37 protein-coding genes are annotated in these 25,706 nt (G+C 54.7%); 2 read left to right on the top strand and 35 right to left on the bottom strand.

Annotated features, from left to right (window positions below; genetic code table 11):
* Nucleotides 1–23: 23 nt before the first annotated feature.
* Both yegD and ACFOSS_RS04080 read right to left on the bottom strand, forming a co-directional pair.
* A complete protein-coding gene (gene yegD, locus ACFOSS_RS04085; RefSeq protein WP_377150786.1) occupies nt 24–1,385 on the bottom strand; it encodes a molecular chaperone in 1,362 nt (453 codons plus the stop codon).
* Nucleotides 1,386–1,614: 229 nt separating this feature from the next.
* Complete coding sequence (locus ACFOSS_RS04080; RefSeq protein ID WP_377150784.1) at nt 1,615–2,031, bottom strand: hypothetical protein; 417 nt, start codon at nt 2,029–2,031, stop codon at nt 1,615–1,617.
* 591 nt (nt 2,032–2,622) lie between these two features.
* Here ACFOSS_RS04080 and ACFOSS_RS04075 point away from each other — a divergent pair.
* Entirely contained in the window at nt 2,623–4,707 is a 2,085-nt protein-coding gene (locus ACFOSS_RS04075; protein WP_377150988.1) for an alpha-amylase, read from the top strand.
* A 121-nt stretch (nt 4,708–4,828) separates the two neighbouring features.
* Here ACFOSS_RS04075 and rplQ read toward each other — a convergent pair whose 3' ends face one another.
* From rplQ to argC, 33 genes are all read right to left on the bottom strand, one after another.
* A complete protein-coding gene (gene rplQ / locus ACFOSS_RS04070) occupies nt 4,829–5,218 on the bottom strand; it encodes a 50S ribosomal protein L17 (RefSeq protein ID WP_377150783.1) in 390 nt (129 codons plus the stop codon).
* A 43-nt stretch (nt 5,219–5,261) separates the two neighbouring features.
* A complete protein-coding gene (locus ACFOSS_RS04065) occupies nt 5,262–6,251 on the bottom strand; it encodes a DNA-directed RNA polymerase subunit alpha (protein WP_377150782.1) in 990 nt (329 codons plus the stop codon).
* Between the two features lie 24 nt (nt 6,252–6,275).
* The gene (rpsD, locus tag ACFOSS_RS04060; protein ID WP_377150781.1) at nt 6,276–6,896 is read right to left on the bottom strand and encodes a 30S ribosomal protein S4; all 621 of its coding nucleotides are present in this window, start codon (nt 6,894–6,896) and stop codon (nt 6,276–6,278) included.
* Between the two features lie 36 nt (nt 6,897–6,932).
* Nucleotides 6,933–7,322, bottom strand: a complete 390-nt coding sequence (gene rpsK / locus ACFOSS_RS04055; RefSeq protein WP_012728351.1) for a 30S ribosomal protein S11 — start codon at nt 7,320–7,322, stop codon at nt 6,933–6,935.
* Between the two features lie 17 nt (nt 7,323–7,339).
* A complete protein-coding gene (gene rpsM, locus ACFOSS_RS04050) occupies nt 7,340–7,696 on the bottom strand; it encodes a 30S ribosomal protein S13 (protein ID WP_377150780.1) in 357 nt (118 codons plus the stop codon).
* Nucleotides 7,697–7,839: 143 nt separating this feature from the next.
* A complete protein-coding gene (rpmJ, locus tag ACFOSS_RS04045; protein ID WP_005319705.1) occupies nt 7,840–7,953 on the bottom strand; it encodes a 50S ribosomal protein L36 in 114 nt (37 codons plus the stop codon).
* A gap of 31 nt (nt 7,954–7,984) precedes the next feature.
* Nucleotides 7,985–9,316: a preprotein translocase subunit SecY gene (gene secY, locus ACFOSS_RS04040; protein ID WP_377150779.1), complete on the bottom strand. Its 1,332-nt coding sequence runs from the start codon at nt 9,314–9,316 to the stop codon at nt 7,985–7,987.
* 7 nt (nt 9,317–9,323) lie between these two features.
* Nucleotides 9,324–9,758: a 50S ribosomal protein L15 gene (gene rplO, locus ACFOSS_RS04035; RefSeq protein WP_377150778.1), complete on the bottom strand. Its 435-nt coding sequence runs from the start codon at nt 9,756–9,758 to the stop codon at nt 9,324–9,326.
* 3 nt (nt 9,759–9,761) lie between these two features.
* Entirely contained in the window at nt 9,762–9,944 is a 183-nt protein-coding gene (gene rpmD / locus ACFOSS_RS04030; protein WP_377150777.1) for a 50S ribosomal protein L30, read from the bottom strand.
* A gap of 6 nt (nt 9,945–9,950) precedes the next feature.
* Complete coding sequence (gene rpsE, locus ACFOSS_RS04025) at nt 9,951–10,451, bottom strand: 30S ribosomal protein S5 (RefSeq protein WP_377150776.1); 501 nt, start codon at nt 10,449–10,451, stop codon at nt 9,951–9,953.
* 15 nt (nt 10,452–10,466) lie between these two features.
* Nucleotides 10,467–10,820: a 50S ribosomal protein L18 gene (rplR, locus tag ACFOSS_RS04020; RefSeq protein ID WP_377150775.1), complete on the bottom strand. Its 354-nt coding sequence runs from the start codon at nt 10,818–10,820 to the stop codon at nt 10,467–10,469.
* 9 nt (nt 10,821–10,829) lie between these two features.
* Nucleotides 10,830–11,363, bottom strand: a complete 534-nt coding sequence (gene rplF, locus ACFOSS_RS04015) for a 50S ribosomal protein L6 (protein ID WP_377150774.1) — start codon at nt 11,361–11,363, stop codon at nt 10,830–10,832.
* 12 nt (nt 11,364–11,375) lie between these two features.
* Nucleotides 11,376–11,768 carry a 30S ribosomal protein S8 gene (rpsH, locus tag ACFOSS_RS04010; protein ID WP_377150773.1) on the bottom strand — a complete coding sequence of 131 codons (393 nt, stop codon included), beginning with the start codon at nt 11,766–11,768 and terminating at the stop codon, nt 11,376–11,378.
* Nucleotides 11,769–11,789: 21 nt separating this feature from the next.
* A complete protein-coding gene (rpsN, locus tag ACFOSS_RS04005) occupies nt 11,790–12,095 on the bottom strand; it encodes a 30S ribosomal protein S14 (RefSeq protein ID WP_377150772.1) in 306 nt (101 codons plus the stop codon).
* Nucleotides 12,096–12,106: 11 nt separating this feature from the next.
* On the bottom strand, nt 12,107–12,646 hold the full coding sequence (gene rplE, locus ACFOSS_RS04000) for a 50S ribosomal protein L5 (RefSeq protein WP_377150771.1): 540 nt from the start codon (nt 12,644–12,646) through the stop codon (nt 12,107–12,109).
* Nucleotides 12,647–12,659: 13 nt separating this feature from the next.
* A complete protein-coding gene (gene rplX, locus ACFOSS_RS03995) occupies nt 12,660–12,977 on the bottom strand; it encodes a 50S ribosomal protein L24 (protein ID WP_377150770.1) in 318 nt (105 codons plus the stop codon).
* Between the two features lie 11 nt (nt 12,978–12,988).
* The gene (gene rplN, locus ACFOSS_RS03990; RefSeq protein WP_345014162.1) at nt 12,989–13,357 is read right to left on the bottom strand and encodes a 50S ribosomal protein L14; all 369 of its coding nucleotides are present in this window, start codon (nt 13,355–13,357) and stop codon (nt 12,989–12,991) included.
* A gap of 151 nt (nt 13,358–13,508) precedes the next feature.
* Complete coding sequence (gene rpsQ, locus ACFOSS_RS03985; protein ID WP_377150769.1) at nt 13,509–13,757, bottom strand: 30S ribosomal protein S17; 249 nt, start codon at nt 13,755–13,757, stop codon at nt 13,509–13,511.
* Nucleotides 13,757–13,948, bottom strand: a complete 192-nt coding sequence (rpmC, locus tag ACFOSS_RS03980) for a 50S ribosomal protein L29 (RefSeq protein ID WP_377150768.1) — start codon at nt 13,946–13,948, stop codon at nt 13,757–13,759. Before rpmC ends, rpsQ begins: the two co-directional genes overlap by 1 nt.
* Nucleotides 13,948–14,361 carry a 50S ribosomal protein L16 gene (gene rplP, locus ACFOSS_RS03975; RefSeq protein WP_377150767.1) on the bottom strand — a complete coding sequence of 138 codons (414 nt, stop codon included), beginning with the start codon at nt 14,359–14,361 and terminating at the stop codon, nt 13,948–13,950. The genes rpmC and rplP overlap by 1 nt, the downstream gene beginning before the upstream one ends.
* A gap of 13 nt (nt 14,362–14,374) precedes the next feature.
* Complete coding sequence (gene rpsC / locus ACFOSS_RS03970) at nt 14,375–15,088, bottom strand: 30S ribosomal protein S3 (protein ID WP_377150766.1); 714 nt, start codon at nt 15,086–15,088, stop codon at nt 14,375–14,377.
* Between the two features lie 18 nt (nt 15,089–15,106).
* Nucleotides 15,107–15,439, bottom strand: coding sequence for a 50S ribosomal protein L22 (rplV, locus tag ACFOSS_RS03965; RefSeq protein WP_377150765.1), 333 nt, complete (start codon nt 15,437–15,439; stop codon nt 15,107–15,109).
* Between the two features lie 10 nt (nt 15,440–15,449).
* A complete protein-coding gene (rpsS, locus tag ACFOSS_RS03960; protein ID WP_377150763.1) occupies nt 15,450–15,728 on the bottom strand; it encodes a 30S ribosomal protein S19 in 279 nt (92 codons plus the stop codon).
* 20 nt (nt 15,729–15,748) lie between these two features.
* A complete protein-coding gene (rplB, locus tag ACFOSS_RS03955) occupies nt 15,749–16,570 on the bottom strand; it encodes a 50S ribosomal protein L2 (protein ID WP_377150762.1) in 822 nt (273 codons plus the stop codon).
* 15 nt (nt 16,571–16,585) lie between these two features.
* Nucleotides 16,586–16,891: a 50S ribosomal protein L23 gene (rplW, locus tag ACFOSS_RS03950; protein ID WP_449301174.1), complete on the bottom strand. Its 306-nt coding sequence runs from the start codon at nt 16,889–16,891 to the stop codon at nt 16,586–16,588.
* On the bottom strand, nt 16,888–17,493 hold the full coding sequence (gene rplD / locus ACFOSS_RS03945; RefSeq protein ID WP_377150761.1) for a 50S ribosomal protein L4: 606 nt from the start codon (nt 17,491–17,493) through the stop codon (nt 16,888–16,890). Before rplD ends, rplW begins: the two co-directional genes overlap by 4 nt.
* Nucleotides 17,494–17,510: 17 nt before the next feature.
* A complete protein-coding gene (gene rplC / locus ACFOSS_RS03940; protein ID WP_377150760.1) occupies nt 17,511–18,149 on the bottom strand; it encodes a 50S ribosomal protein L3 in 639 nt (212 codons plus the stop codon).
* Nucleotides 18,150–18,172: 23 nt separating this feature from the next.
* Nucleotides 18,173–18,484, bottom strand: a complete 312-nt coding sequence (gene rpsJ, locus ACFOSS_RS03935) for a 30S ribosomal protein S10 (RefSeq protein ID WP_005307944.1) — start codon at nt 18,482–18,484, stop codon at nt 18,173–18,175.
* Between the two features lie 318 nt (nt 18,485–18,802).
* Nucleotides 18,803–20,191: an argininosuccinate lyase gene (gene argH / locus ACFOSS_RS03930; protein WP_377150759.1), complete on the bottom strand. Its 1,389-nt coding sequence runs from the start codon at nt 20,189–20,191 to the stop codon at nt 18,803–18,805.
* Nucleotides 20,192–20,257: 66 nt separating this feature from the next.
* Nucleotides 20,258–21,469: an argininosuccinate synthase gene (locus tag ACFOSS_RS03925; protein WP_377150757.1), complete on the bottom strand. Its 1,212-nt coding sequence runs from the start codon at nt 21,467–21,469 to the stop codon at nt 20,258–20,260.
* Nucleotides 21,469–22,386, bottom strand: coding sequence for an ornithine carbamoyltransferase (locus ACFOSS_RS03920; protein ID WP_377150756.1), 918 nt, complete (start codon nt 22,384–22,386; stop codon nt 21,469–21,471). The genes ACFOSS_RS03925 and ACFOSS_RS03920 overlap by 1 nt, the downstream gene beginning before the upstream one ends.
* A 51-nt stretch (nt 22,387–22,437) precedes the next feature.
* A complete protein-coding gene (gene argB / locus ACFOSS_RS03915) occupies nt 22,438–23,217 on the bottom strand; it encodes an acetylglutamate kinase (protein WP_377150755.1) in 780 nt (259 codons plus the stop codon).
* Nucleotides 23,218–23,231: 14 nt separating this feature from the next.
* Nucleotides 23,232–24,239 (bottom strand): N-acetyl-gamma-glutamyl-phosphate reductase, encoded by a 1,008-nt coding sequence (gene argC / locus ACFOSS_RS03910; protein ID WP_377150754.1) that lies wholly within the window; start codon nt 24,237–24,239, stop codon nt 23,232–23,234.
* Nucleotides 24,240–24,451: 212 nt separating this feature from the next.
* Here argC and argE point away from each other — a divergent pair, with 212 nt between their 5' ends.
* The gene (gene argE, locus ACFOSS_RS03905; protein WP_377150753.1) at nt 24,452–25,597 is read left to right on the top strand and encodes an acetylornithine deacetylase; all 1,146 of its coding nucleotides are present in this window, start codon (nt 24,452–24,454) and stop codon (nt 25,595–25,597) included.
* Nucleotides 25,598–25,706: the final 109 nt, after the last annotated feature.

The following is a 25,706-nucleotide window of genomic DNA, read 5'->3' as shown; positions in this document are numbered from 1 at the left end:
CGGAGCCAGTGCACATTCAGGACTCAAGCAAAGCAGTGCTCGGCCCAACGCGCCAGTCCGGCAATCACCGAGCCGGCATGATCTCCGGTGACCAACGGAATGGATGGATAGCGTGCTGCCAGCACATCACGGATCAGCGGCGAGCGGGCACTGCCCCCGGTCAAGAAAATCACATCGGGTTGCGTAGCGGCATCGTGGATAGCATCATCCGCCAGCGAACCTATCTTTTCCAACAACGGCGCCAGCATTGCGGCCATCTGTAACTGACTGACGTCGACCTCGAGTGCCTGCTGATGCAACAGCAGCGTTCGCCGACAGACAGTCTGTTCGGAGAGCTGCATCTTCATCTGCTCGGCTTCCCACACCATATGATGTGTCTGACGATGCTGCCGGATCCAGGCCAGGCGCGACAGCTGTTCTGGTTGGCGCACCTCGCGTAGCAGGGTTTGCAACTGACGGCCGGTAGCATCGGCAAAAAAACGGCTCTGCGCCTGCAAATCGTTGATCGACATGGCATCCCAGAACAGGCTATGCGGCATCGGCAGCCCGCGCTGGTTGATGCCATCAAGGCCACAGAGCGGCATTAACCCCAACACGGCGAGGCGGATATCCAGATCATTGCCACCGAGGCGCATGCCCGTGTGTGCTAACAGATCCGCATCCCGTTCGGGCGCCCCCCGCCGCCCCGGCCCCATCCTTAGCACCGAGCAGTCCGTCGTCCCGCCCCCAATGTCAATGACCAGTACCGTCTGCTCCTGGCGCAATGTCGACTCATATTCAAGACCGGCGGCAATCGGCTCATACTGGAACTGAATCTCGGCAAACCCGGCCAGTTCCGCCGCTTGCACCAGCAAGGCGCGGGCCTGTCGATTACTATCATCCCCCCTCAACCCCTGGAAGTTAACCGGCTGCCCGATCACCGCCTGCTTCACTTCCCGTTGCAGCGCATTTTCAGCAGCACGGCGGATATGCAGCATCATGATGGCGACCAGATCGCGAAACAGTGTCAACTGTGGCGTCGACAGACCGGTCGCCCCGAGAAACGACTTCGGTGACTTCAGGTAATAGCCCTCTTCGGGCTCCAGCAAGTACTGTTCGGTGGCCGCCTTGCCCAGCAGGCAACGAAATGGCAGTCCCTCCTCCTCGAGCTCCCTGCGCGCACGCTGTGCCTTGGCCAGAGCTCCGGCGTGTTGTTGCAGATAGCGCTGGCGCTGAGGTTCATCCAGGGCATTGGCCAGCAACAGCGGAATGGCATCACGATGTGGCGCATACAGGGTAGAGGTCAGATAGGGATCTTGCCCATCTAGCGGCAAACGCCGTACCCGCCCCTGCTCCATGACGGCCGCAGCACAGTTCGATGTGCCATAGTCAAATCCGATATACACGATGTCCCCGACAGTTCACGATCAAAGCGGCATGCTAAACCATGATGGGCATCACGCCCAGCCGAACCTGGCCGCTAATAGCCGCTCCATATTCGGAATCAGAGACCGCAAGTACAGGCAGACTCGCCGTGAACCCAGAGATGAGGCTCTACGCCCTGACCTGGAGTGAAGGAGCCATTTCGTGGCCAGCCAGTGGCAGCCGTGAGTGTTCACCTAGTTAGAACTGCATTTAGTAGGCGAGACGGAACTCGAACTTGATGTCATCGGGGTCGACGGTCAATTGCCAGCGCTGCAGTCGATCGGCCGAATCAAGGCGCAGTCGGACACGATTACCATCGAAACGCACTCCGGTATCACCCCATTCTGAGCGCCAACGCAGCTCGGGGCGCAACCGCTTCAGCTTCCAGCCCCCCTCCTGCATGCTTAAAGGCAATGAGGCCCCGAGCGAGGGTGGCGCAGTCGGCCAGAGGCGATTTTGCTCTGGCGATTCGGGCTGCAGCTGAAATGAGCCAGCAGGAGTCCGTTGCTGCCAACTCAATAGCAGCAGCGTCAAATCGGCTTCGCAATCCAGCCAACACAGAGCACGGCTGGCACTCAATGCTGGCATTGCGATCCACAGCCATAACCCCAACAGCAGCAGTCGCATAGAAAACTCCTCTCGCGCCCCTATATTGAGAATAATGCGTTGGCTGAGAACACGGCTTACTATGCATTTATTTCATTATTACGCGACTGACTGGTGCCGACTGTTACATCCCGTGCAGGTAAACACCACGGCAGTCAGGCCCGGAATTACGAACGGCTTCCCGGGTACACTACTGTTAATTGAAAAGCGTGGCAGCATGTCTCCTTTTGGCGCTATGCCGTATACCTGTTCCTGACGGTGCGCGGGCAGCGATTGATGCCAAGTTACTGAGCCGGCCGATTCGCCTCAAGAGCCCGCCATTGGAGGTCGATTCTTTATCCTTACTATTCATCTAATTAGAAAGATGTCGCCGATGATTGGCGATCCCTCATGCACGGAGCCCGCCACAAAACCTAACCACCCCTGCGAATCTTGCCGCCGGCACCTCCCAACATTGGTTGAAAACGCAACCATTGGTACTGTCATCACAAAACGGCACATCCAGCATCAATTCAGGTGGCCAGCTCCATAGAATGGAGCTTTACCAGCAACCATGGGATTCCCTCTATGTTCAAGCCCAGCCGTCTGGCTCTGCTTACCTTCTCGGCACTGATGGCCAGTGCTGCGCAGGCAGAACCGATCTCGACTCCCCTTTTTCTCTCCATTAACAACCAGGCGGCGGATGCGGCGCTGCAACTTCAGGATCAAGGCAAAAGCACCTACAAGGTGACAACCAGCCTGAAAAAAGGGACATATCAGATCCAAATTGCCGACAAGGCACACACTTGTGGCACCACTTTCGGGCCGGCAACCGCTGGACCGTTACCATTTGGTAAATCCAATCCACTCTCCAGCTGTGCCAAGGATCAACAGTATCAGCTGCGCGTCCTGTTACCGGGTAACTATGATTTCACACTGGATAATAGCAATCCCGATGCACCGACATTGAAGGTGCTGCGCGCCACCAAGGCTGGCAGTTTCAAGCGCCAACCACCGGCAGTGGAATGCAACAGCTGGGATGGTGGAGCAGTGACCGTAAGCGTAGGCAAAACCTGGCCTAACGGTACCCAGTTACGTGATGCTTACTCGGGTCAAGTCGCCACCGTGAAGTCGGGCAAGGTGACCATGACGCCGGCGGTCGACAGTGAGGGCATTCTGCTGCTCGAACCGGTCAAGAGTGAAAAGCAGGTCGCGTTCAGTTGGGATAATGCCACCGTCTATTTCATGCTCACCGACCGTTTCAATAACGGTGATCCGACCAACGACAACTCTTTTGGTCGCAAGCGCGATGGCAAGGACGAGATCGGAACCTGGCATGGTGGTGACTTTAAAGGCATTACCGACAAGCTGGATTACATCAAGTCACTCGGTGTCAATGCTATCTGGATCACACCGATGGTCGAGCAGGTACACGGCTTTATCGGCGGTGGAGAAAATGGCACCTTCCCGTTCTATGCCTACCACGGCTATTGGGCACTGGATTTCACCAAGCTGGATCCGAACCTCGGGGATGAGGCGGCCTTGAAGGCAATGGTGGATGAGGCGCACAAACGGGGGATCCGTGTGCTTGTCGACGTCGTAATGAACCATGCCGGTTACGCCACACTTGCCGATCTGCAGGATTTGGGCTTGGAGAGCCTGGTAACCGATAAGGAGAAGTTGCCTGCCCGTTGGTCGGATTGGAAACCCGTGGGCCTGTATGGCAACTGGCATGGCTTCAACCAACACATCAATTATCAGAGCCATGACTGGAAGAACTGGTGGGGTACCGACTGGGTGCGCGCCACCATGCCGGGTTATCAAACCCCAGGCAATGACGACGTCACAGGGGCTGTCGGTGGTTTGCCGGATTTCTTGACGGAGTCGACCAAAGCAGTCGATTTGCCGCCGTTCCTGAAGGCCAAGAAAGATACCAATGCTACCACGCTGCCAAATGCAACCGTGGTTGACTACCTGGTCAAATGGCACACGGATTGGGTGCGCAAATTCGGTATTGATGGCTTCCGTGGTGATACCGTCAAGCACCTTGAGCCGGCAGCCTGGAAGAAATTAAAAGCCGAGGGCACCGCCGCATTGAAGGAGTGGAAGGCGGCGAATCCGGACAAGAAGATCGATGATCTACCTTTCTTCATGGTCGGTGAAGTCTGGGACCATGGCATGAACAAGGATCTGTGGTTCGACAATGGCTTTGATTCCATCATTAACTTCGACTACCAGCGAGATGCACTGAACAATGCCCAGTGCATGAATACCGCTGAGCCGACCTATGCAAAGTATGCCAAGACGATCAACACAGATCCTAACTTCAACGTCCTGAGTTATATCTCATCGCACGATACCAAGTTGTTCTTCGGCGACTACGAAGACACTGGCCTGCAACGTCGTGTTGCAAACAGCTTCATGATGTTGCCGGGTGGGGTTCAAATTTATTACGGTGATGAGTCGGGTCGTGGCCTGATGAAGAGCGACGGCGTTTTTGACCAGGCGGTACGTTCCGACATGAACTGGAAGGAGTTGAACAGCGGGGAGAAGGCCGAGTTGGTCAAGCATTGGCAGAAACTGGGGGCATTCCGTGCCGCACACCCGGCTGTTGCCGCAGGTAGCCACGTGAAACTCAGCGACAAGCCGTACACCTTCGTGCGCCAAAAAGGCAACGACAAGGTGATGGTGGTGTTTGCCGGCCGAAAGAATGGTTAAGCAGTAACTCAGCAACGCCAGCGCAAGCTGGCGTTCTTTTTACCGCGCCAGTGACGCCAAATAGCAAAAAGAACAAATAAAAAAAGACCGGGCCAAAGCCCGGTCTTTTTATAATTTGCTATTACTCTTCTACGGCAACAGCTTCGGCAGTCGCAGGGCGACCAACCAGCTCGATGTATGCCATAGGAGCCTTGTCACCGGCACGCAGGCCGCACTTCAGGATGCGGGTGTAACCACCAGCGCGCTCCAGATAACGCGGACCCAATTCGGTGAACAGCTTGCCTACCACTTCGCTATCGCGAGTGCGGGCAAATGCCAGACGACGGTTAGCAACACTGTCAGTCTTGGCGAGTGTAATCAGAGGTTCAACTACACGACGCAGCTCTTTTGCCTTCGGCAGAGTCGTCTTGATGATTTCATGACGAACCAGGGAGCTGGCCATGTTGCGGAACATAGCCTGACGGTGGCTGCTGTTCCGGTTCAGTTGACGACCACTCAAACGATGGCGCATGACCTTATCCTTCTAACTTAATCTGTGAGACCCGTAATCTGGATTACTCATCAGCCAGGCTGGCTGGCGGCCAGTTCTCAAGGCGCATGCCAAGAGACAGACCACGGGATGCCAACACGTCCTTGATTTCAGTCAAGGACTTCTTACCGAGGTTCGGAGTCTTTAACAACTCAACTTCGGTACGCTGTACCAGATCACCAATGTAATGGATGGCTTCTGCCTTCAGACAGTTCGCAGAACGAACTGTCAGTTCCAGATCGTCGACAGGACGCAGCAGGATCGGATCAAATTCCGGCTTCTCTTCCTTCTTCTCTGGGACGCTGACATCACGCAGATCGACGAAGGCTTCCAGTTGCTCTGCCAGAATAGTGGCAGCACGACGGATGGCCTCCTCCGGATCCAGGGTGCCGTTGGTTTCCATGTCGATAACCAACTTGTCCAGGTCGGTACGCTGCTCAACACGGGCGGCTTCAACATTATAGGCAATGCGAACCACCGGGCTGAATGCTGCGTCCAGCAGAAGGCGACCAATCGGACGCTCTTCGTCTTCGCTGTGAACGCGAGCAGAAGCAGGCACGTAACCACGACCGCGCTGCACTTTCAGGCGCATGCTGATTTCAGCATTGGCACCAGTCAGGTGACAGATGACGTGGTTCGGGTTGAGAATAACGACATCTTCACCATGGACGATGTCGCCTGCAGTAACAGGGCCCGCACCAGACTTGGTCAGAGACAGGGTTACTTCGTCCTTACCTTCCAGACGCACAGCGATGCCTTTCAGGTTCAGCAGGATCTCAAGGATATCCTCCTGTACACCTTCCTTGCTGCTGTACTCGTGCAGAACACCGTCGATTTCAACTTCGGTGACGGCACAACCCGGCATAGAGGAAAGGAGAATGCGACGCAGCGCATTGCCCAGGGTGTGACCAAAACCACGTTCCAGGGGCTCAAGCGTCACTTTCGCGTGAGTCTGACTCAGTTGCTCAATATCAACGAGGCGTGGCTTAAGAAAATCTGTTACAGAACCCAGCATTATGTCCTCTCTTAGAAGCTAGCTTTACTTGGAGTAAAGCTCGACGATCAGCTGTTCGTTAATGTCGGCAGACAGGTCAGAACGTTCCGGCAGACGCTTGTACACGCCTTCCATCTTGTCTGCGTCAACTTCCATCCAAGTCGGCTTTTCACGCTGCGTAGACAGCTCGAGAGCGGCCTTGATACGAGCCTGTTTCTTTGCCTTCTCACGAACAGCAACCACGTCTTCAGGAGAAACCTGGTAAGAAGGAATGTTGACAACACGGCCATTAACAACGATAGCCTTGTGGCTTACCAGCTGACGGCACTCGGCGCGAGTAGCACCGAAACCCATGCGGTAAACAACGTTGTCCAGACGACCTTCCAGCAGTTGCAGCAGGTTTTCACCAGTGTTGCCCTTCAGGCGGGCAGCTTCACGGTAGTACTTGCGGAACTGCTTTTCCAGAACGCCGTAAATACGACGAACTTTCTGCTTTTCACGCAGTTGAACACCGTAGTCAGACAGGCGCGGCTTGCGCGCACCGTGTTGACCGGGTGCAGTATCAATTTTGCACTTTGAGTCAATCGCGCGAACACCTGACTTCAGGAACAGGTCAGTGCCCTCACGACGGCTAAGCTTCAGCTTAGGACCGATATATCTTGCCATGTTCTTTCTCCAACAATCCTAATCCAAGAGGCTTCGTTACACGCGACGCTTCTTGGGAGGACGACAACCGTTATGCGGGATCGGAGTCACATCTGTGATGTTAGTAATGCGGAAACCAGCCGCATTCAGAGCACGGATTGAAGACTCACGGCCAGGGCCTGGACCCTTTACCATCACTTCCAGGTTCTTTACGCCATACTCTTTGGCGATTTCGCCAGCGCGCTCGGCAGCTACCTGAGCAGCGAACGGAGTAGACTTACGAGAACCACGGAAACCTGAACCACCAGCGGTAGCCCAAGACAGGGCATTACCTTGACGGTCGGTGATGGTCACGATCGTGTTGTTGAAAGATGCATGTACGTGAGCGATACCATCGCTTACTTGCTTTCTAACGCGCTTACGAGCACGAGTCGGAGCTTTTGCCATTTTCTACACCTTCCCGCTTACTTCTTAATCGGCTTGCGAGGACCCTTCCGGGTACGCGCGTTAGTCTTGGTGCGTTGACCACGAACAGGCAAGCCACGACGGTGGCGCAGACCACGATAGCAACCGAGGTCCATCAAGCGCTTGATGCTCATGGAGATTTCACGACGCAGGTCACCTTCAACAGTAAACTTGGCAACTTGCTCACGCAGCTTTTCGATCTGGGCTTCGTCCAGATCTTTGATTTTCACATCCTCGGCAATACCGGCTTCAGCGCAAATTACCTTTGCGCGGGTATTACCAACACCATAAATTGCAGTCAATGCAACGACAGCATGTTTATGGTCAGGAATGTTAATGCCAGCGATACGGGCCACTATTCCACTCCTAAAACAATATATAAATTTGACCACCATAAAGCCCGTTCCGGATACATGGTGGCCGATCTAGTGCACAACAAAAGTTGGCTGGCTAATTTAGCCAGCTCAACTTTATTTTTCAAGTACCAGCCGTAAATATATTAGCCTTGGCGTTGCTTATGCTTTGGCTCGCTGCAGATCACGCGCACAACACCGTGGCGCTTAATGATCTTGCAGTTACGGCAGATGGCCTTAACGGAAGCACGAACTTTCATTGCTTAACTCCGCGTAACTGTGAAGCCGCTCTTATCGGCCGTAGCCTTTAAGATTGGCCTTTCTCAGGACATCACCATACTGATGAGACATCATATGGGTCTGCACCTGAGCCATGAAGTCCATGATGACCACGACAATAATCAGCAGGGAGGTCCCACCGAAATAGAACTGAACGTTCCACATCGTCATCAAGAACTGAGGCACGAGACAGATAAAGGTAATGTACAGCGCACCAGCCAGAGTCAGGCGCGTCATTACTTTATCTATAAACCTCGCGGTCTGTTCACCCGGGCGAATACCGGGAATAAAAGCGCCACTCTTCTTCAGGTTGTCTGCTGTCTCGCGCGGGTTGAACACCAGCGCAGTGTAGAAGAAACTGAAGAAAATGATCGCCGCGGCATACAGCAACTCATAGAGAGGCTGGCCTGGTTGCAGAGTCATGGAGACCTCTTGCAGCAGGTTGGCCGTCCATGAATTACCCTGGCCAAACCAGGACGCAATGGTACCTGGGAACAGGATAATGCTGGATGCAAAAATCGCTGGAATAACACCGGCCATGTTGAGCTTGAGTGGCAAATGCGTGCTCTGTGCAGCAAACACACGGTTACCTTGTTGACGCTTGGCGTAGTTCACGACGATTCGACGTTGGCCACGTTCAACAAACACCACAAAGTAAGTGACTGCAAACACAATCACCGCCAGCAGCAACAGCAACAGGATGTGCAATTCGCCTTGACGGGCCTGCTCAGCTGTAGCACCGATTGCATGCGGCAGACCAGCAATGATCCCGGTGAAAATAATCAACGAGATCCCATTGCCGATACCACGCTCGGTAATCTGCTCACCCAACCACATCAGGAACATGGTACCGGTGACCAGACTCACCACGGCTGTGAAATAGAATCCGAACCCGGGATTAACCACGAGCCCTGTCATCATATTCGGCAGACCGGTAGCGATACCGATTGCCTGAACGGTCCCTAGCAGCAGGGTCCCGTAACGGGTGTACTGGCTAATCTTGCGACGACCAGACTCCCCTTCCTTCTTCAACTCGGCCATCGCCGGATGAATAACCGTCAACAACTGGATAATGATCGACGCCGAGATGTACGGCATGATCCCCAGTGCGAGGATGGAGGCACGGGACAGGGCGCCACCACTGAACATATTGAACAGTTCAATGATGGTACCCTTCTGTTGTTGGAACAATTCAGCAAGTACGGCGGCATCAATCCCAGGAATTGGCACATAGGAGCCTGCACGGAACACAATGATGGCACCGAGCACGAACAGCAGTCTGCTCTTCAGCTCGCTGAGACCACCCTGTGCGCCTTTAACATCTAATCCTGGTTTCTTAGCCATGTACTTATTATTCCTCGATCTTGCCGCCTGCGGCTTCGATGGCTGCACGTGCACCCTTGGTGACGCTCAGACCACGAACGGTTACCGGACGCTCGATTTTGCCTGACAGAACAACCTTGGCAAACTCGATGTTCTTGGTAATCACACCGGCTTGCTTCAGGGTGTTCAGATCGACCACATCACCTTCAACGGCTGCGATTTCGTGCAGGCGGACTTCAGCAGTCACAGCGCCCTTACGAGAATAGAAACCGAACTTCGGCAGACGGATCTTCAACGGCATTTGACCGCCTTCGAACCCACCACGAGTGCCACCGCTCTTACGAGAGCCAGCACCCTTGTGACCACGACCAGAGGTCTTACCCAGGCCTGAACCGATACCACGGCCCAGACGCTTCTTTTCAGGCTTGGAACCAGCGGCCGGAGAAAGAGTGTTCAAACGCATGGATTACTCCTCCACCTTCACCATGTAGTAAACCTGGTTGATCATGCCACGAACGCACGGAGTATCCTCCAGCTCGACGGTATGACCAATGCGACGCAGGCCCAGGCCACGCAGAGATGCCTTGTGCTTCGGCAGACGACCGATAGCACTGCGAGTCTGAGTTACTTTTACAGTTTTGTTAGCCATGCCGCATTACCCCAGAATTTCATCGACGCTCAGGCCACGCTTCGCAGCGACTTGCTCAGGCGACTTCATGTGAGCCAGAGCGTCGATGGTTGCGCGAACCACGTTCATCGGGTTGGTGGAGCCGTAAGTCTTGGCCAGTACGTTGTGTACACCAGCGACTTCCAGAACTGCACGCATTGCACCACCGGCGATGATACCAGTACCTTGAGAGGCCGGTTTCATGAACACGTTGGAACCAGCGTGGGTACCATTCACCGCGTGGTGCAGGGTACCGGCATTCAGCTCAACCTTAGTCAGGTTACGACGAGCCTGTTCCATTGCCTTTTGAATGGCAGCCGGAACTTCACGAGCCTTACCGTAACCAAAACCTACACGGCCGTTACCATCACCAACAACAGTCAGTGCGGTGAAGGAGAAAATACGACCACCTTTAACAACTTTTGAAACACGGTTAACTGCTACCAGCTTTTCTTGCAGGTCACCGGCTTGAGTTTCGACTTTAGACATTTTCGACTCCTAACCTTAGAACTGAAGACCAGCTTCACGGGCAGCAGATGCCAGCGCGGCAACACGGCCGTGGTACTGGAAACCGGAACGGTCGAAGGAAACGGTGGTAACACCCTTTTCCAGCGCACGTTCAGCGATTGCCTTGCCCACAGCGGCGGCAGCGGCAGCATTACCGGTGTACTTCACTTGCTCAGCGATGGCCTTCTCTACAGTAGAGGCAGCGGCCAACACTTCAGAACCGTTCGGTGCGATAACCTGCGCGTAAATATGACGCGGAGTACGGTGTACCACCAGACGAGTCGCACCCAGTTCCTGCATCTTCTTGCGTGCTTTAGTAGCACGACGGAGACGAGCTGCTTTCTTGTCCATAGTGTTACCTTACTTCTTCTTAGCTTCTTTAGTACGCACTACCTCATCGGAGTAGCGTACACCCTTGCCCTTGTAAGGCTCTGGACGGCGGTAAGAGCGGATGTCCGCAGCTACCTGACCCAACAGAGCTTTATCGGCACTCTTCAGAACGATTTCAGTCTGAGTAGGGCACTCAGCAGTCACGCCTTCCGGCAGTTCGTGCTCAACCGGGTGAGAAAAGCCCAGTGACAGACCGACTACCTTGCCCTTAGCCTGGGCACGGTAACCTACGCCTACCAACTGCAGCTTACGTTCGAAGCCAGCGGTAACACCAATAACCATGTTGTTAACCAAAGCACGAGCGGTACCGGCCTGAGCATCAGCACCAGCGCTTGCATCGCGCGGGGCAAACTTCAGGACGTTCTCTTCCTTGGTAACAACAACAGCAGCATTAATGGAACGACTCAGCGAACCATTCTTGCCTTTAACGGTGATTTCCTGGCCATTCAGGGTCACTTCAACGCCGGCAGGAATCGCGACGGGTGCCTTAGCAACACGAGACATTTTCCTACCCCCTTACGCTACGTAACAGATGATCTCACCGCCCATACCAGCCTTACGGGCCGCACGGTCAGTCATCACACCTTTAGAAGTGGATACGACAGCGATGCCCAGACCATTCATGATCTTCGGCAACTCGTCGCGCTTCTTGTAAATACGCAGACCAGGACGGCTTACGCGCTGAATCAGCTCAACAACCGGCTTGCCTTGGAAGTACTTCAGTTCAACTTCCAGTTCAGCCTTGGTTTCGCCGCTCACCTTGTAGTCAGCGATGTAACCTTCTTCCTTCAGCAGCTTGGCGATAGCCACCTTCTGCTTGGAGGAAGGCATTGACACTGCAACCTTACCAGCCGCTTGGCCGTTACGGATGCGGGTCAGCATGTCCGCGATCGGATCTTGCATGCTCATTTGTCTTACTCCCGTGATCGATTACCAGCTAGCCTTCTTCAGGCCAGGAATTTCGCCCTTCATCATGTGCTCACGCACCTTGATGCGACACAGACCAAACTTGCGCAGGTATCCGTGTGGACGACCAGTGATATTGCAACGGTTACGTTGACGAATCGGACTGGAATCACGAGGCATTTGTTGCAGCTTGAGCACAGCTTCCCAACGTGCATCGTCAGTAGACTTCACGTCAGAGATGATCGCCTTCAGCGCAGCACGCTTCTCGAAGAACTTTTCAACCAGTTTGGCACGCTTCACTTCGCGTGCTTTCATGGACAGTTTTGCCATAACCCTACACCTTACTTACGGAATGGGAAGCTAAAGGCAGCCAGCAGAGCACGGCCTTCCTCGTCGGACTTCGCACTGGTCGTGATTGTAATATCCAGACCGCGAACCTTATCGACCTTGTCGTAGTCGATTTCGGGGAAGATGATTTGCTCACGCACGCCCATGGAGTAGTTGCCACGACCATCGAAGGACTTGGCGCTAACACCACGGAAGTCACGGATACGCGGCATCGCGATGCAAATCAGACGCTCCAGGAACTCCCACATACGCTCGCCGCGCAGGGTTACTTTACAACCGATCGGGTAGCCTTCACGGATCTTGAAGCCAGCAACAGACTTGCGAGCTTTGGTGACCAGCGGCTTCTGACCTGAAATTGCAGCCAAATCAGCTACTGCGTTTTCCAGAATCTTCTTATCCGCCAAGGCCTCACCGACACCCATGTTCAGGGTGATCTTTTCGATCCGAGGGACTTGCATGACAGTCTTGTAGCCGAACTGAGTCATCAGTTCCTTGGCTACCTTCTGTTTGTAAACATCATGCAGTTTCGCCATCGTTAAACTCCAATTACTTTACAAGTTCACCATTGGACTTGAAGAAACGTACTTTCTTACCGTCTTCAGTCCGGAAACCGACACGATCCGCCTTGCCAGTGGCAGGGTTAAAGATCGCAACGTTTGATACGTCAATCGGCGATTCTTTGCTAACGATACCGCCAGCAGTGCCCAGAGCCGGAACCGGCTTCTGATGCTTCTTCACCAGGTTGACGCCTTCTACTACTACTTTGCCGTGCTGGACCAGAACTTGAGTGACTTTGCCACGCTTGCCCTTGTCCTTTCCGGTCAACACAATTACTTCGTCATCACGACGGATTTTTGCTGCCATGGTTCGACTCCTTACAGTACTTCCGGGGCCAGGGAGACGATCTTCATGAACTTTTCAGAACGCAGTTCACGAGTCACCGGGCCGAAGATACGGGTACCGATCGGCTGATGGTTGTTGTTCAACAGCACAGCCGCGTTGCGGTCGAAACGGATGACAGAACCATCCTGACGGCGAACGCCTTTCTTGGTGCGAACGACCACCGCGTTAACTACATCACCCTTCTTCACTTTACCGCGAGGAATGGCTTCCTTGATGGAAACCTTGATGATGTCACCGATACCGGCGTAGCGGCGGTGCGAGCCACCCAGAACCTTAATACACATTACGCTGCGAGCGCCGGAGTTGTCGGCGACGTCCAGCATACTTTGCATTTGGATCATGTTAGTGCTCCGCTTTACTTTACTACTTTCCCTTTCGGGACTGGCTGCCCTTTAAAGGCGCGACATAATACCACAGCGTTTTTCGAAGTGGTAGTTGAAAAAAGAAACGGCCCCCGCAAGGGCCGTTTCTCGATGACACGAAGACCGAAACTTAAGCCTTCTCAACAACAGTGACCAGGGTCCAGGACTTGGTCTTGGACAGCGGACGACATTCGCGGATTTCCACGACATCGCCTACCTTGCACTCGTTGTTTTCGTCATGTACGTGCAGCTTAGTGGTACGCACGATAATCTTCCCGTAGATCGGGTGCTTTACCTTGCGTTCGATAGCTACAGTGATGGACTTGTCCATCTTGTCGCTAACGACACGACCCTGCAGAGTACGGATTTTATCGGTCATTACGCACCTGCCTTCTCGTTCAGAACAGTCTTGACGCGAGCGATATCGCGACGTACTTGTTTCAGAGTATGAGTCTGAGACAGCTGACCAGTGCTGGCCTGGATACGCAGGTTGAACTGCTCACGCAGCAGACCCAGCAGCTCAGCCTTCAGCTCTTCTACGCTCTTTTGGCGAAGATCTTGTGCTTTCATCACATTACCGTCCGAGTTACGAAAGTGGTCTTAACAGACAGCTTAGCGGCCGCCAGGGCGAACGCTTCGCGTGCCAGCGCTTCAGGCACACCGTCCATCTCGTACAGGACCTTACCAGGCTGGATCAGGGCAACCCAGTACTCAACGTTACCCTTACCCTTACCCATACGAACTTCGAGCGGCTTCTCGGTGATCGGCTTGTCCGGGAAAACACGGATCCAGATCTTACCTTGACGCTTAACAGCACGCGTCATAGCACGACGAGCAGCTTCAATCTGACGAGCAGTCAGCTGACCGCGAGAAATCGCCTTCAGACCAAATGAACCGAAGGAGACCTCGTTGCCGGCGTTAGCCAGACCACGGTTACGGCCCTTGTGGATTTTACGGAACTTTGTACGCTTTGGTTGCAACATTTACCGAATCTCCTTACTTACCGCGCGGCTTGCGCTTCGGCTTGGCAGGAGCCGGCTCTTGTTGTGCAGCAGCAGCAGCGGCGTTAACAGCTGCGATGCCACCCAGAACCTCGCCCTTGAAGATCCAAACCTTGACGCCGATAACGCCGTAGGTGGTATGTGCTTCAGAGGTTGAGTAGTCGATGTCTGCACGCAGAGTGTGCAGCGGTACACGACCTTCACGGTACCATTCGGTACGCGCGATTTCGGCGCCGCCCAGACGGCCGCTCACTTCAACCTTGATACCCTTGGCGCCCAGACGCATAGCGTTCTGTACCGCACGCTTCATGGCGCGACGGAACATAACACGGCGTTCCAGCTGGGAGCTGATGCTGTCAGCAACCAGTTGAGCATCCAATTCAGGCTTACGCACTTCGGAAATGTTGATCTGTGCAGGCACGCCAGCGATGTTGGCGATTTGCTTGCGCAGCTTTTCAACGTCTTCGCCTTTCTTACCGATAACCACACCCGGACGAGCGGTGTGAATGGTCACACGGATGCTCTTGGCCGGACGCTCGATGACGATACGAGACACGGACGCAGCCTTCAGTTCCTTGGTCAGGTACTGACGGACTTGGAAGTCGCCGTGCAGGTTGTCAGCGAAATCTTTGGAATTCGCGAACCAAGTAGAGTTGAAAGGCTTGGTGATTCCTAAGCGAATACCGTTAGGATGTACTTTCTGACCCATTGCTTATCTCCTAGCCTCTTAGCGGTCGGACACTACCACAGTGATGTGGGAGGTACGCTTCAGGATACGGTCCGCGCGACCCTTGGCACGTGGACGAATGCGCTTCATGGTTGGACCTTCGTCTACCATGATGGTGGCAATCTTCAGCGTGTCGATGTCCGCACCTTCATTGTGCTCGGCATTTGCAATGGCAGATTCCAGTACCTTCTTGACCAGAACAGCCGCCTTACGCGGGCTGAAGGTCAGCAGGTTCAGAGCCTTGTCAACCGGCAGACCACGTACTTGATCCGCGACCAAGCGAGCCTTCTGGGCAGAAGTACGGGCGAAACGGTGTTTAGCGATAGCTTCCATCATTTACCCCTTATTTCTTCTTGGCCTTCTTATCAGCGGCATGACCGCGATAAGTACGAGTTGGCGCAAACTCACCCAGCTTGTGACCGATCATTTCATCGGAAACGTATACCGGTACGTGCTGACGACCATTATGGACAGCGATGGTCAAACCGATCATGTTCGGGATGATCATTGAACGACGGGACCAAGTCTTGATTGGCTTCTTGTCCCCGCTTTCCACCGCTTTCTCTACCTTCTTCAGCAAGTGCAGGTCAATGAATGGACCCTTCTTGAGAGAACGTGGCATGGTGATTCCTCTTTAAAGAATTACTTGTTACGACGACGTACGATGTACTTGTCGGTGCGCTTGTTCTTACGGGTCTTGTAACCCTTGGACGGAGTGCCCCAAGGAGATACAGGCTGGATACCCTTGTTACGGCCTTCACCACCACCGTGCGGGTGGTCGACCGGGTTCATCGCCATACCGCGAACGGTCGGACGAACACCGCGCCAGCGGTTGGCACCAGCTTTACCCAGTTGACGCAGCATGTGCTCGGAGTTACCGATTTCACCAATGGTGGCGCGGCATTCGGCCAGCACTTTGCGCATCTCACCAGAACGCAAACGCAGAGTCACATAGGCACCTTCACGGGCCAGGATCTGAGCGAATGCGCCAGCAGAACGAGCGATCTGAGCACCCTTGCCCGGCTTCATTTCGATAGCGTGGACAGTGGAACCCACCGGGATGTTGCGCATCGGCAGGGCGTTACCTACCTTGATGCCAGCATCAACACCGGAAGCGATCTGATCGCCAGCCTTCAGGCCCTTAGGAGCCAGAATGTAGCGACGTTCGCCATCTGCGTACAGCACCAGAGCGATGTGAGCAGAACGGTTCGGATCGTATTCCAGGCGTTCAACCTTGGCCGGGATCCCGTCCTTGTTGCGCTTGAAGTCGATCAGACGATAGTGCTGCTTGTGACCACCACCGATGTGACGAGTGGTGATACGACCGTTGTTGTTACGGCCACCGGTCTTGCGCTGATCTTCGATCAGACCTGCGAACGGCTTGCCCTTGTGCAGTTCCGGGGTGACGATCTTGACGACGTGACGGCGACCCGGAGAAGTAGGCTTACACTTAACGATTGCCATTTATCTAGACTCCTCTTACTCGGCAGCGCCGCCCATGAAGTCGATGTCCTGACCTGGAACCAGAGTCACGTAGGCTTTCTTCCAATCGGAACGCTTGCCAACACGAGCACCGGTACGCTTGGTCTTGCCCATCACATTCAGGGTGCGTACAGCTTCAACTTTAACTTCGAACAGTTTTTCAACTGCTGCCTTGATTTCCGCCTTAGTAGCATCAGTAGCAACCTTGAACACGATAGTGTTCAGGGATTCAGCTACCATGGTGCTCTTCTCAGAGATGTGCGGAGCCTTCAGAACTTTCAGCAGACGCTCTTCACGGATCATGCCAGCATCTCCTCGATTTGCTTCACTGCATCAGCAGTAATCAATACCTTGTCGAAAGCGATCAGGCTGACCGGATCCAGGCCGGTGACATCACGAACGTCAACCTTGTACAGGTTGCGCGCGGCCAGGAACAGATTCTCATCTACTTCCGGAGTGACGATCAGAACATCGGTCAGTTCCAGGCCTTTCAGCTTGGCTACCAGTTCCTTGGTCTTCGGCGCTTCGATGGAGAACTGCTCAACAACGATCAGACGCTCTTGACGTACCAGCTCAGACAGAATGCTCTGCAGAGCAGCACGGTACATCTTCTTGTTCACCTTCTGGCTATGATCTTGCGGCTTGGCTGCGAAAGTCACGCCACCAGAACGCCAAATCGGGGAACGGATGCTACCAGCACGTGCACGGCCGGTACCCTTCTGACGCCACGGCTTCTTACCACCGCCAGACACTTCAGAACGGCTCTTCTGAGCGCGAGTACCCTGACGCGCACCATTGGCGTAGGCTACGACTACCTGATGGATCAGGGCTTCGTTGAACTCACGCCCGAAGGTAGTTTCGGAAACTTGAAGAGCGCCTTGGGCGTCTTTCATTACCAATTCCATTACTATCTCCTCAGACGTTACGCTTTAACGGCAGGTTTAACGATCAGGTCGCCGTTGGTTGCGCCAGGAACTGCACCTTTAACCAGCAGCAGATTGCGCTCAACGTCAACACGAACCACTTCCAGGCTTTGAACGGTTACACGCTCGTTGCCCAGATGGCCGGCCATCTTCTTGCCCTTAAACACCTTACCCGGGGACTGGTTCTGACCGATAGAACCCGGTACACGGTGTGAACGGGAGTTACCGTGGGTCATGTCCTGAGTACGGAAGTTCCAGCGCTTTACAGTGCCGGCGAAACCCTTACCCTTGGAAGTACCAGTAACGTCTACTTTCTTAACATCAGCGAAAACGCCAACGTTCAGCTCAGCACCAACAGCAACGTCAGCCGCTTCGCTTTCATTCAGACGAAATTCCCACAAACCACGACCAGCATCGACACCAGCTTTAGCGAAATGACCCGCTTCGGCCTTGTTCAGGCGGTTAGCCTTCTTGGAGCCAGTGGTGATCTGGATGGCAACGTAACCGTCGCTTTCCAGAGACTTAACCTGAGTCACACGGTTTGCTTCAACTTCGATAACAGTCACAGGAACGGACACACCGTCTTCAGTGAAGACGCGAGTCATACCTACCTTGCGACCTACGAGACCGATTGTCATTGTTATCAACCTCTATTCCGTAATTAACCCAGGCTAATCTGAACATCGACACCAGCGGCCAGATCGAGACGCATCAGAGCATCTACGGTCTTGTCGGTCGGTTCAACGATGTCTACCAGACGCTTGTGAGTGCGGATCTCGTACTGATCACGTGCATCTTTGTTCACGTGTGGAGAAATCAGCACGGTGAAGCGCTCTTTGCGAGTCGGCAGCGGGATGGGACCGCGAACCTGTGCGCCAGTGCGCTTAGCAGTTTCGACGATTTCCGCCGTGGATTGATCAATCAAACGGTGATCAAAAGCCTTCAGGCGGATACGAATTCTTTGGTTCTGCATTGACCAGAGCTCCAAATGGATTAAAGAACATAAAAACAGACCGCCCGCACCTTACCCTAGCGGGAGGTTCGGAGGTTGTTTTAAACGACTCTCCCCCAATCGGGGAGATTGTAGGTCCGAGCATATCGCTACGAACCGAGCCAGAGGCTCTGCCGTCAAATTGACGAGCCCGCGTATTATACGGATCGGCAATCAAGGTGCAAGTAGTCTAGTACTTATTTTCACCAGCGTACTTCTTGCGTCGCGCCCACAAAGACACGGGGCCTGTCGGCCCCAGATTGTTCATGCAGTTGCACTGTCACAAGGATGCGGCATTTCTTAGTTGAACTCTCTTTTTGCCAGATGAGCACTCATCCAGCCCAGCGCGGCTGAAATCTGCTGCGGCGCGACGCCGCCTTTGGCGACGCGCTTGCCCAGCGTCGACTCGAGCGACAAGACAGGATAGACATCATCTGCCACGACCGGACTAAACTGTTGCAATTCGACGAGCGACAGTGCTTCCAGCGGCTTGCCAACCTTAATCGCGAAGACCACTGTTTCGCCAACAATATGGTGAGCCTCACGGAACGGAATGCCCTTGGCAACCAGATAGTCAGCCAACTCGGTGGCATTCGCATAACCGCCCTGTGCCGCGGCCAGAGTCCGCGCCTGGTTAACTCGGATATCCTCCAATACCAATGCCGCCATGTCCAGGCAGTCATACCAGGTGTCCAGGGCATCAAACAACCCTTCCTTGTCTTCCTGCATGTCCTTGTTGTAGGCCAGAGGCAGTGCCTTCAACGTCATCAACATGCCTGTTTGTGCCCCAACCACCCGACCAGCCTTGCCACGGATCAGTTCCAGTGCATCCGGGTTCTTCTTCTGCGGCATCAGCGACGAACCGGAAGTCACCTTGTCGGAGAGCTCGACAAAACCAGCTTCCCCGGTGTTGAAGAAAATCAGATCTTCGGCAAAACGCGACAGATGAACCATCGACAGACTGGCACAATTCATTAACTCGATGACGTGGTCACGGTCCGAAACCGAATCCAGGCTATTGCGTGTTGCGCCGGCGAATCCCAGATCCAGCGCCAGCGCTTCACGATCGATCGCATACGCCGTACCAGCCAGCGCACCACATCCCAGAGGACACAGATTCAGCCGCGCCAATGCATCCTGCAGACGACTGAAATCGCGTTCCAGCATCTCGACATAGGCCAGAGCCCAGTGCGCAAACGTCACCGGTTGGGCGCGCTGCAAATGGGTATAACCCGGTAGCACTACAGATTCATTCGCTTTGGCTGCGGCCAGTAATGCCTGTTGCAGGTGATGAATCGACTGCAACAGCAGCTGCCCCTGCGCCTTGCACCACAGCTTAAGATCCGTTGCCACCTGATCGTTACGTGAACGACCAGTGTGCAACTTCTTACCCAGATCCCCGACCCGCGCGATAAGCTGCCCTTCAACCCACGAGTGGATATCCTCGGCATCAGAGCTCAGAATTTGCTGTGGATTAGCTTGCACCTCGGCTAACAATGCCTGGAGAGCCGCTTCCAGTCGTTGTTGCTCGTCGACGCTCAAAATACCCACTTGTACCAGCGCACGTGACCAGCCAACGGAGCCGACAATATCCTGTTCAGCCAGTCGATAGTCAAAACGCAGTGAGTCGTTGAATTGTTTGAAGCGCGTATCCGCAGCCTGACTGAAACGTCCACCCCATAACGCCATGGGCATTCTCCATAAATCGGGTCATCAGAAATGAGGCCACATCCTGGCGATGTGGCCGGCGAGAAATTACTGCTTGCTCTGTGCCTTCAATGCACGGATGCGGCTGGCCAGGGTGTAAAGGCGGATAAAGCCCTCAGCATGGCTTTGATCGTACACTTCATCGGCACCGAAGGTGGCGAAGTCTTCCGAATAAAGGCTATTGACGGAGCGCTTCTGTACCGCGTTGACCGAGCCCTTGTACATCTTCAGTACCACTTCGCCTGTCAGATCTTCGGCGATGGCATCGGCAGAGGCGACGATGGCTTTGCACAGCGGCGTGAACCAGCGACCGTCATACACCAGGTGCGAGAACTCGGCACCCAGCTTTTCGCGCCAGGCGCGAGTGGTCTTATCCAGTACCAGCTCTTCAACGGCACGCAGTGCGGCCATCATGACAGTACCGCCCGGAGTTTCGTAGCAACCACGAGACTTCATGCCTACCAGACGGTTCTCGGTGATGTCGATACGACCGACACCGTGCTTGGAGGCACGCTCGTTCAGCTCAACCAGCACCTGATAGGGGCTCAGTGGCTTGTCATCTACTGCCACCACTTCACCTTGCGCGATAGTCAGCTTGACATATTCGGCCTTGTCCGGGGCATTTTCCGGATCCACAGTCCACTGCCATACGGCGGCAGAGGCTTCGTTCCAGGTGCTCTCCAGCTCGCCACCTTCGGTGGAGATGTGCCAGGCGTTGGCATCACGGCTGTAGATCTTAGTAATCGATGCTTTGCAGGGAATGTTGCGCTCAGACAAATAGTTGAGCAGCTCTTCGCGGGAACGCATGGTCCAGATCCGCCACGGTGCGATCACCTTCAGCTGCGGAGCCAGAGCAGCTACCGCACCTTCGAAACGCACCTGGTCGTTACCCTTGCCGGTACAGCCGTGAGCAATGGCATCGGCACCTTCAGCCATCGCCGCCTCGACCATTGCCTTGGCAATCACCGGACGCGCCATGGAGGTACCCAGCAGGTAGGTGCCTTCGTAGATGGCGCCGGTCTTCAGCGTCGGGTAAACATAGTCTTTGACGAACTCTTCTTTCAGATCCTTGACGATGCACTTGGAGGCACCGGAAGCGATGGCCTTCTGTTCAACCCCTTCCAAATCATCAGCGCCCTGACCAACATCAGCTACGAAGCAGATGACTTCGCAGTTATAGTTCTCTTTCAGCCATGGCACGATCGCCGACGTATCCAGACCGCCAGAATAGGCGAGCACTACCTTGTTGATGCCTTCCATTACTTGTCTCCTTGATTGATCAGTGTGTGCAGGATGGCATTTTGCGCATGCATCCGGTTCTCGGCTTCATCGAGAATCAGTGATGCCGGTCCATCCATGACGTCAGAGGTTATTTCCAGCTCCCGGTGCGCCGGCTGGCAATGCAGCACATGGCGAATTCCGGTCTTATCCAGCAGCCCTTGATTGATCTGGTAGGGCATGAACTTGTCTTTTACCGTGTCCATGGGGGTGTTGTCACCCATTGAGACCCACGTATCCGTATAGGCCACATCAAAACCACGAATGTCCTCAATGCTATCGGTTACCGCAAGACGCGCCCCCGACTTGTTGGCCAGCATGACCGCTTCATTGAAGATCTGGGCATCGGGACCATTACCCTTCGGTGCCACTATAGTGACATCGGTGCCGAGAATGGCCCCGGTCAGCAGCAGCGAGTGAGCCACATTGTTGCCATCTCCCAGATAGGCCAACTTGACCTTGGTCAGATCATCATAGTTCTCGGCGATGGTCATGAAATCCGCCAGCGCCTGGCAAGGGTGATACAGGTTACACAGCGAGTTAATGATCGGCACGCTGGCATGGTTGCGCAGCTCAATCAGCGTTTTGTGGTCAAAGACCCGTGCCACAATGCCCTCACACCAGCGCGACAGGTTGCCGGCGAAATCTTTCACCGTCTCACGCTGTCCCATGGCTCCGTTTTGCTGATCCAGGTAAACGGCATGCCCGCCGAGGCGGTGAATCCCGATGTCAAAGGTGACGCGGGTGCGCAGTGACGGCTTCTCGAACAGCGTCACCACGCTCTTGCCGGCCAGGCTGGAGCGGTAGGCGGCCGGGTTGGCTTTCATCGCCTTGCCCAGCGCAATCAGCGCCAACAGCTCGTCCTGGTTGAATTCCTGAGTCGTTAACAGATGCCGCATGCTTTTCTCCTTGCTGCTTGCTCGTGCTCGTTGTTTTTTGCCGACGCGCTATCAGGCGCTGATGCGGGTGCCCACATCGCCACCAGCCAGCAACTTGCTGAGCTGATCCGGGTAGCGCCAACTGGCGACGCTGATGGGACGGCCAAGGCTGGCAGCCGCATGCAATGCAGCTTTGACCTTCACTTCCATGCCGCCAGTAATCACACCCTTGGCGATCAGCTCCTCGGCCTTGTCTGGTGTCACTTCGCTGATCAGTTGCCCCTTACCGTCAAGGATGCCGCTGACATCAGACAGCATCACCAGGTCGGCGCCCAATGCTTCAGCGATCGCTGTCGCCGCCTGGTCCGCATTAACGTTCATCAGTTGGCCATCTGCGGTAATACCAATCGAGCTGATGACTGGCAGGAAGCCACCATCCAGCAGGCTGTGCAGCAGACTGGCATCCCCTGGTTGGCAATCGCCGACGGCACCCAGTTCAGGATCGAGTTGGGTCACGTTGCACAAACCACCATCGGCGAGGCACAGCCCGACCGTCTTCAAGCCGCTCTGAATGGCCTTGGCCATCATCTGTTTGTTGGCGGTTCCGGCCAAGGCTCCGGCAATGATCGGGATTTGGTCAAACGGTGTGACACGCAAGCCGTTCTTCTTGCTGCTCTTGAGGCCCAACCCCTTGAGCAGGTCATCCACCAGACAGCCACCACCATGTACCAGCACCAGCGGACGGTGTTGCTGCTCAAGGAACTGTGTCAGGCCATCAAACAGCGCCGTCAGCGCCTCATCGCTCTCCAGCAGAGCGCCGCCCAGTTTGATGATCAGGGTATTGTTCGCCATCTTCGTTTGCTCCGTCAGATCAGACCGCAGGTCTGTTCAAATCCATAATTGATGTTGATGCATTGCAGGGCCTGCGACGAGGCGCCCTTCAGCAGATTGTCGATGGCCGAAACGACGACCAGTTGATTCCCTTCCTGTTGCCAGTGCAGATCGCAGAACGGGGTGCCAGCCACACCGGATATCGATGGCCAGTGTTGACACAGGCGCACGATAGGCTGGCCTTCATAGGCCTTGGCATAGGCTGCAGCGACCTGCTCAGCGGTCACACCATCGGACAATTGCACATAGATGGTGGCCAAAATGCCACGCGCAAAGTTGCCCAAATGCGGCTGGAACAGAACCTTGTTGCCGAGGTGATGGCTGATTTCCGGCTGATGACGATGTTTGAACACACCGTAAGGATTCAGACTGACTTCACAAAAGCTGGTGTTCAACGCCGCCTTGCGTCCGGCACCCGAGACGCCGGAGACCGCATTGATAATCGGAGTCGTCCCGCTGGCAATCACCCCGGCACTCATCAGCGGCTTCAACGCCGTCAGAGAAGCGGTCGGATAACAGCCCGGTACAGCAATCAATTCGGCCTGGGCGATGGCATCCTCATTCCACTCCGCCAGTCCGTAGACCGCCTTTTCTAACCACTCCGGCTGGTTGTGGCTGAAACCGTAGTACTGATCGTAGAAACCTTCCTGCTCGACACGGAACGCGCCAGATAGGTCGAACACCTTGATGCCGGCCGCCAGAAACTGCGGTGCCAGCTCCATGCTTACCTCGTGAGCCGTTGCCAGACAGACCAGATCGGTTCCGGCCTTGGCCTCTGCCATCCCCTCTTCGTTCAACGGCTTGACCGGCAGATCCACCAGACCGAGAAAACGCGGATGCAGGCTGGAAAACGGCTTGTTGGCATCCTGACTCCCGGCCGAAACAAATAGACCGTGCAGATTGAGGTGCGGGTGCTTCTGAACCAGGGCAGCCAATTCTGCTCCGGCATACCCACTGGCTCCGATAATGACGACATTCAACATGACAATATTCCGTAAGACGCTGACTGACCACCCAGGAGACGCAGTAAACCGCCTGCGGCATTTACAGGGCGGATGAATCAAGCAGTGACATCCTGGCTGCATTGCCTTACAAATAGTTCACACAGTTCGCGCTCGCTGCGACTTAATATTTATGCATTCAACTTGCATTTATATTATTTATCAAATTAGTATCCGGGGTGCAAGGAGGATGTATGGCAAATCTCGACTTTTTTCAGTTATACCGGGATATCATCGCGATTCCGTCGATCAGTAGCACGGATCCTGCCTGGGATCAGAGTAATCAGGGCGTCATTCATCTGCTGGCCGACTGGTTCAGCGCACTGGGATTTCGCTGTGATATCACGCCGATCGCCGGCCTGCCGGGAAAATTCAATCTCGTCGCCACGCTAGGAGAGGGGGAAGGTGGCTTGCTGCTAGCCGGCCATACCGATACGGTCCCTTACGACGCTGGCCGCTGGAGCAAGGATCCGTTCAAGGTCACCGAAGAGGGCAACCGTCTGTATGGTCTTGGAACCATAGATATGAAAGGCTTCTTTGCCTTTATCGTCTCTGCGCTGCAGGAGCTGGATCTCGGCAAGCTACAAAAACCGCTGCGAATTCTCGCCACGGCCGATGAGGAGACAACGATGGCCGGCGCTCGGGCCATCGCCGAGAGCCAGGCCATCAAACCGGATTACGCCGTCATTGGCGAACCGACCGGACTGGTACCGGTGATCATGCATAAAGGGCACATGTCCGAGTCCATCCGTATCACAGGTAGAAGTGGCCATAGTTCGGATCCGGCCAATGGCACCAATGCCATCGAAATCATGCAGCAAGTCCTGACCAACTTGATGTCGCTGCAACAGGAATTGAAAGAAAAATACAACAATACGCACTTCAAGGTGCCCTACCCGACCTTGAACTTCGGTGCCATTCACGGTGGTGACAGTGCGAATAGAATCTGTGGCTGTTGCGACTTGCATATCGACCTGCGGCCGATCCCGGGTGTCGCCCCGCAGGAGCTGATCGGCATGCTGCGGCAGAACCTGAATCCGGTGCACGAATGCCATCCAGGTTGCTTGCATATCAGTCACTTGCACGAACCAATCCCGCCTTATGCCTGCGGTGAGGATTCCCCGCTGATCGGCGAGGCCGAGCAGGCTACCGGCCATGCAGCCGAGGCGGTCAACTATTGTACCGAGGCGCCCTTCATCCAGCAGTTGGGCTGCGATACGCTGGTGCTGGGGCCAGGCCATATAGCGCAGGCTCATCAACCTGATGAATACCTTGATCTTTCATTCGTGAAGCCCACCCGCGAAGTGTTGCAGCATCTGGTCAAACGGTTCTGTCTGTGATCCACGGTTGCGCCCCATTCGCATAAATTTGCACATTTAATGGGCCATGATTTGACCTGGCTCACCGATTACGGATAGATTGTACCCTCGGTCGGTGAGGGCCTTTTTG

This window comes from Pseudaeromonas sharmana (assembly GCF_042649925.1).
GTDB classification, from domain to species: domain Bacteria; phylum Pseudomonadota; class Gammaproteobacteria; order Enterobacterales; family Aeromonadaceae; genus Pseudaeromonas; species Pseudaeromonas sharmana.
Note: the sequence above shows the minus strand (reverse complement) of the source record. Positions and strands in the feature narration are given on the sequence as shown.

Coding starts and splice junctions, on each gene's coding strand:
- rplQ (WP_377150783.1), bottom strand. CDS start 5,218: ATGCGCCATCGTTTGAGTGGTCGTCAACTGAACCGGAACAGCAGCCAC.
- argE (WP_377150753.1), top strand. CDS start 24,452: ATGGCAAATCTCGACTTTTTTCAGTTATACCGGGATATCATCGCGATT.
- rplR (WP_377150775.1), bottom strand. CDS start 10,820: ATGGACAAGAAAGCAGCTCGTCTCCGTCGTGCTACTAAAGCACGCAAG.
- rplE (WP_377150771.1), bottom strand. CDS start 12,646: ATGGCGAAACTGCATGATGTTTACAAACAGAAGGTAGCCAAGGAACTG.
- rplW (WP_449301174.1), bottom strand. CDS start 16,891: ATGATCCGTGAAGAGCGTCTGCTGAAAGTTCTGAAGGCTCCGCACATC.
- rplC (WP_377150760.1), bottom strand. CDS start 18,149: ATGACAATCGGTCTCGTAGGTCGCAAGGTAGGTATGACTCGCGTCTTC.
- rplF (WP_377150774.1), bottom strand. CDS start 11,363: ATGTCTCGTGTTGCTAAGGCACCCGTCGCGATTCCTGCCGGCGTTGAA.
- secY (WP_377150779.1), bottom strand. CDS start 9,316: ATGGCTAAGAAACCAGGATTAGATGTTAAAGGCGCACAGGGTGGTCTC.
- ACFOSS_RS03920 (WP_377150756.1), bottom strand. CDS start 22,386: ATGCGGCATCTGTTAACGACTCAGGAATTCAACCAGGACGAGCTGTTG.
- argC (WP_377150754.1), bottom strand. CDS start 24,239: ATGTTGAATGTCGTCATTATCGGAGCCAGTGGGTATGCCGGAGCAGAA.
- rpsN (WP_377150772.1), bottom strand. CDS start 12,095: ATGGCAAAACTGTCCATGAAAGCACGCGAAGTGAAGCGTGCCAAACTG.
- rplN (WP_345014162.1), bottom strand. CDS start 13,357: ATGATCCAAATGCAAAGTATGCTGGACGTCGCCGACAACTCCGGCGCT.
- rpmD (WP_377150777.1), bottom strand. CDS start 9,944: ATGGCTAACAAAACTGTAAAAGTAACTCAGACTCGCAGTGCTATCGGT.
- ACFOSS_RS03925 (WP_377150757.1), bottom strand. CDS start 21,469: ATGGAAGGCATCAACAAGGTAGTGCTCGCCTATTCTGGCGGTCTGGAT.
- rpmJ (WP_005319705.1), bottom strand. CDS start 7,953: ATGAAAGTTCGTGCTTCCGTTAAGGCCATCTGCCGTAACTGCAAGATC.
- rpsS (WP_377150763.1), bottom strand. CDS start 15,728: ATGCCACGTTCTCTCAAGAAGGGTCCATTCATTGACCTGCACTTGCTG.
- rplX (WP_377150770.1), bottom strand. CDS start 12,977: ATGGCAGCAAAAATCCGTCGTGATGACGAAGTAATTGTGTTGACCGGA.
- ACFOSS_RS04075 (WP_377150988.1), top strand. CDS start 2,623: ATGGCCAGTGCTGCGCAGGCAGAACCGATCTCGACTCCCCTTTTTCTC.
- rplO (WP_377150778.1), bottom strand. CDS start 9,758: ATGCGTTTGAACACTCTTTCTCCGGCCGCTGGTTCCAAGCCTGAAAAG.
- rplV (WP_377150765.1), bottom strand. CDS start 15,439: ATGGAAGCTATCGCTAAACACCGTTTCGCCCGTACTTCTGCCCAGAAG.
- rpsC (WP_377150766.1), bottom strand. CDS start 15,088: ATGGGTCAGAAAGTACATCCTAACGGTATTCGCTTAGGAATCACCAAG.
- ACFOSS_RS04080 (WP_377150784.1), bottom strand. CDS start 2,031: ATGCGACTGCTGCTGTTGGGGTTATGGCTGTGGATCGCAATGCCAGCA.
- rpsE (WP_377150776.1), bottom strand. CDS start 10,451: ATGTCTAAAGTCGAAACTCAAGCCGGTGACCTGCAAGAAAAGCTGGTA.
- rpsQ (WP_377150769.1), bottom strand. CDS start 13,757: ATGACCGATAAAATCCGTACTCTGCAGGGTCGTGTCGTTAGCGACAAG.
- rpsH (WP_377150773.1), bottom strand. CDS start 11,768: ATGAGCATGCAAGATCCGATCGCGGACATGCTGACCCGCATCCGTAAC.
- rpsJ (WP_005307944.1), bottom strand. CDS start 18,484: ATGCAGAACCAAAGAATTCGTATCCGCCTGAAGGCTTTTGATCACCGT.
- rplD (WP_377150761.1), bottom strand. CDS start 17,493: ATGGAATTGGTAATGAAAGACGCCCAAGGCGCTCTTCAAGTTTCCGAA.
- rpsK (WP_012728351.1), bottom strand. CDS start 7,322: ATGGCAAAAGCTCCGACTCGTGCTCGTAAGCGCGTTAGAAAGCAAGTA.
- rplB (WP_377150762.1), bottom strand. CDS start 16,570: ATGGCAATCGTTAAGTGTAAGCCTACTTCTCCGGGTCGCCGTCACGTC.
- ACFOSS_RS04065 (WP_377150782.1), bottom strand. CDS start 6,251: ATGCTGGGTTCTGTAACAGATTTTCTTAAGCCACGCCTCGTTGATATT.
- rplP (WP_377150767.1), bottom strand. CDS start 14,361: ATGTTGCAACCAAAGCGTACAAAGTTCCGTAAAATCCACAAGGGCCGT.
- rpsD (WP_377150781.1), bottom strand. CDS start 6,896: ATGGCAAGATATATCGGTCCTAAGCTGAAGCTTAGCCGTCGTGAGGGC.
- argH (WP_377150759.1), bottom strand. CDS start 20,191: ATGGCGTTATGGGGTGGACGTTTCAGTCAGGCTGCGGATACGCGCTTC.
- rpmC (WP_377150768.1), bottom strand. CDS start 13,948: ATGAAAGCACAAGATCTTCGCCAAAAGAGCGTAGAAGAGCTGAAGGCT.
- argB (WP_377150755.1), bottom strand. CDS start 23,217: ATGGCGAACAATACCCTGATCATCAAACTGGGCGGCGCTCTGCTGGAG.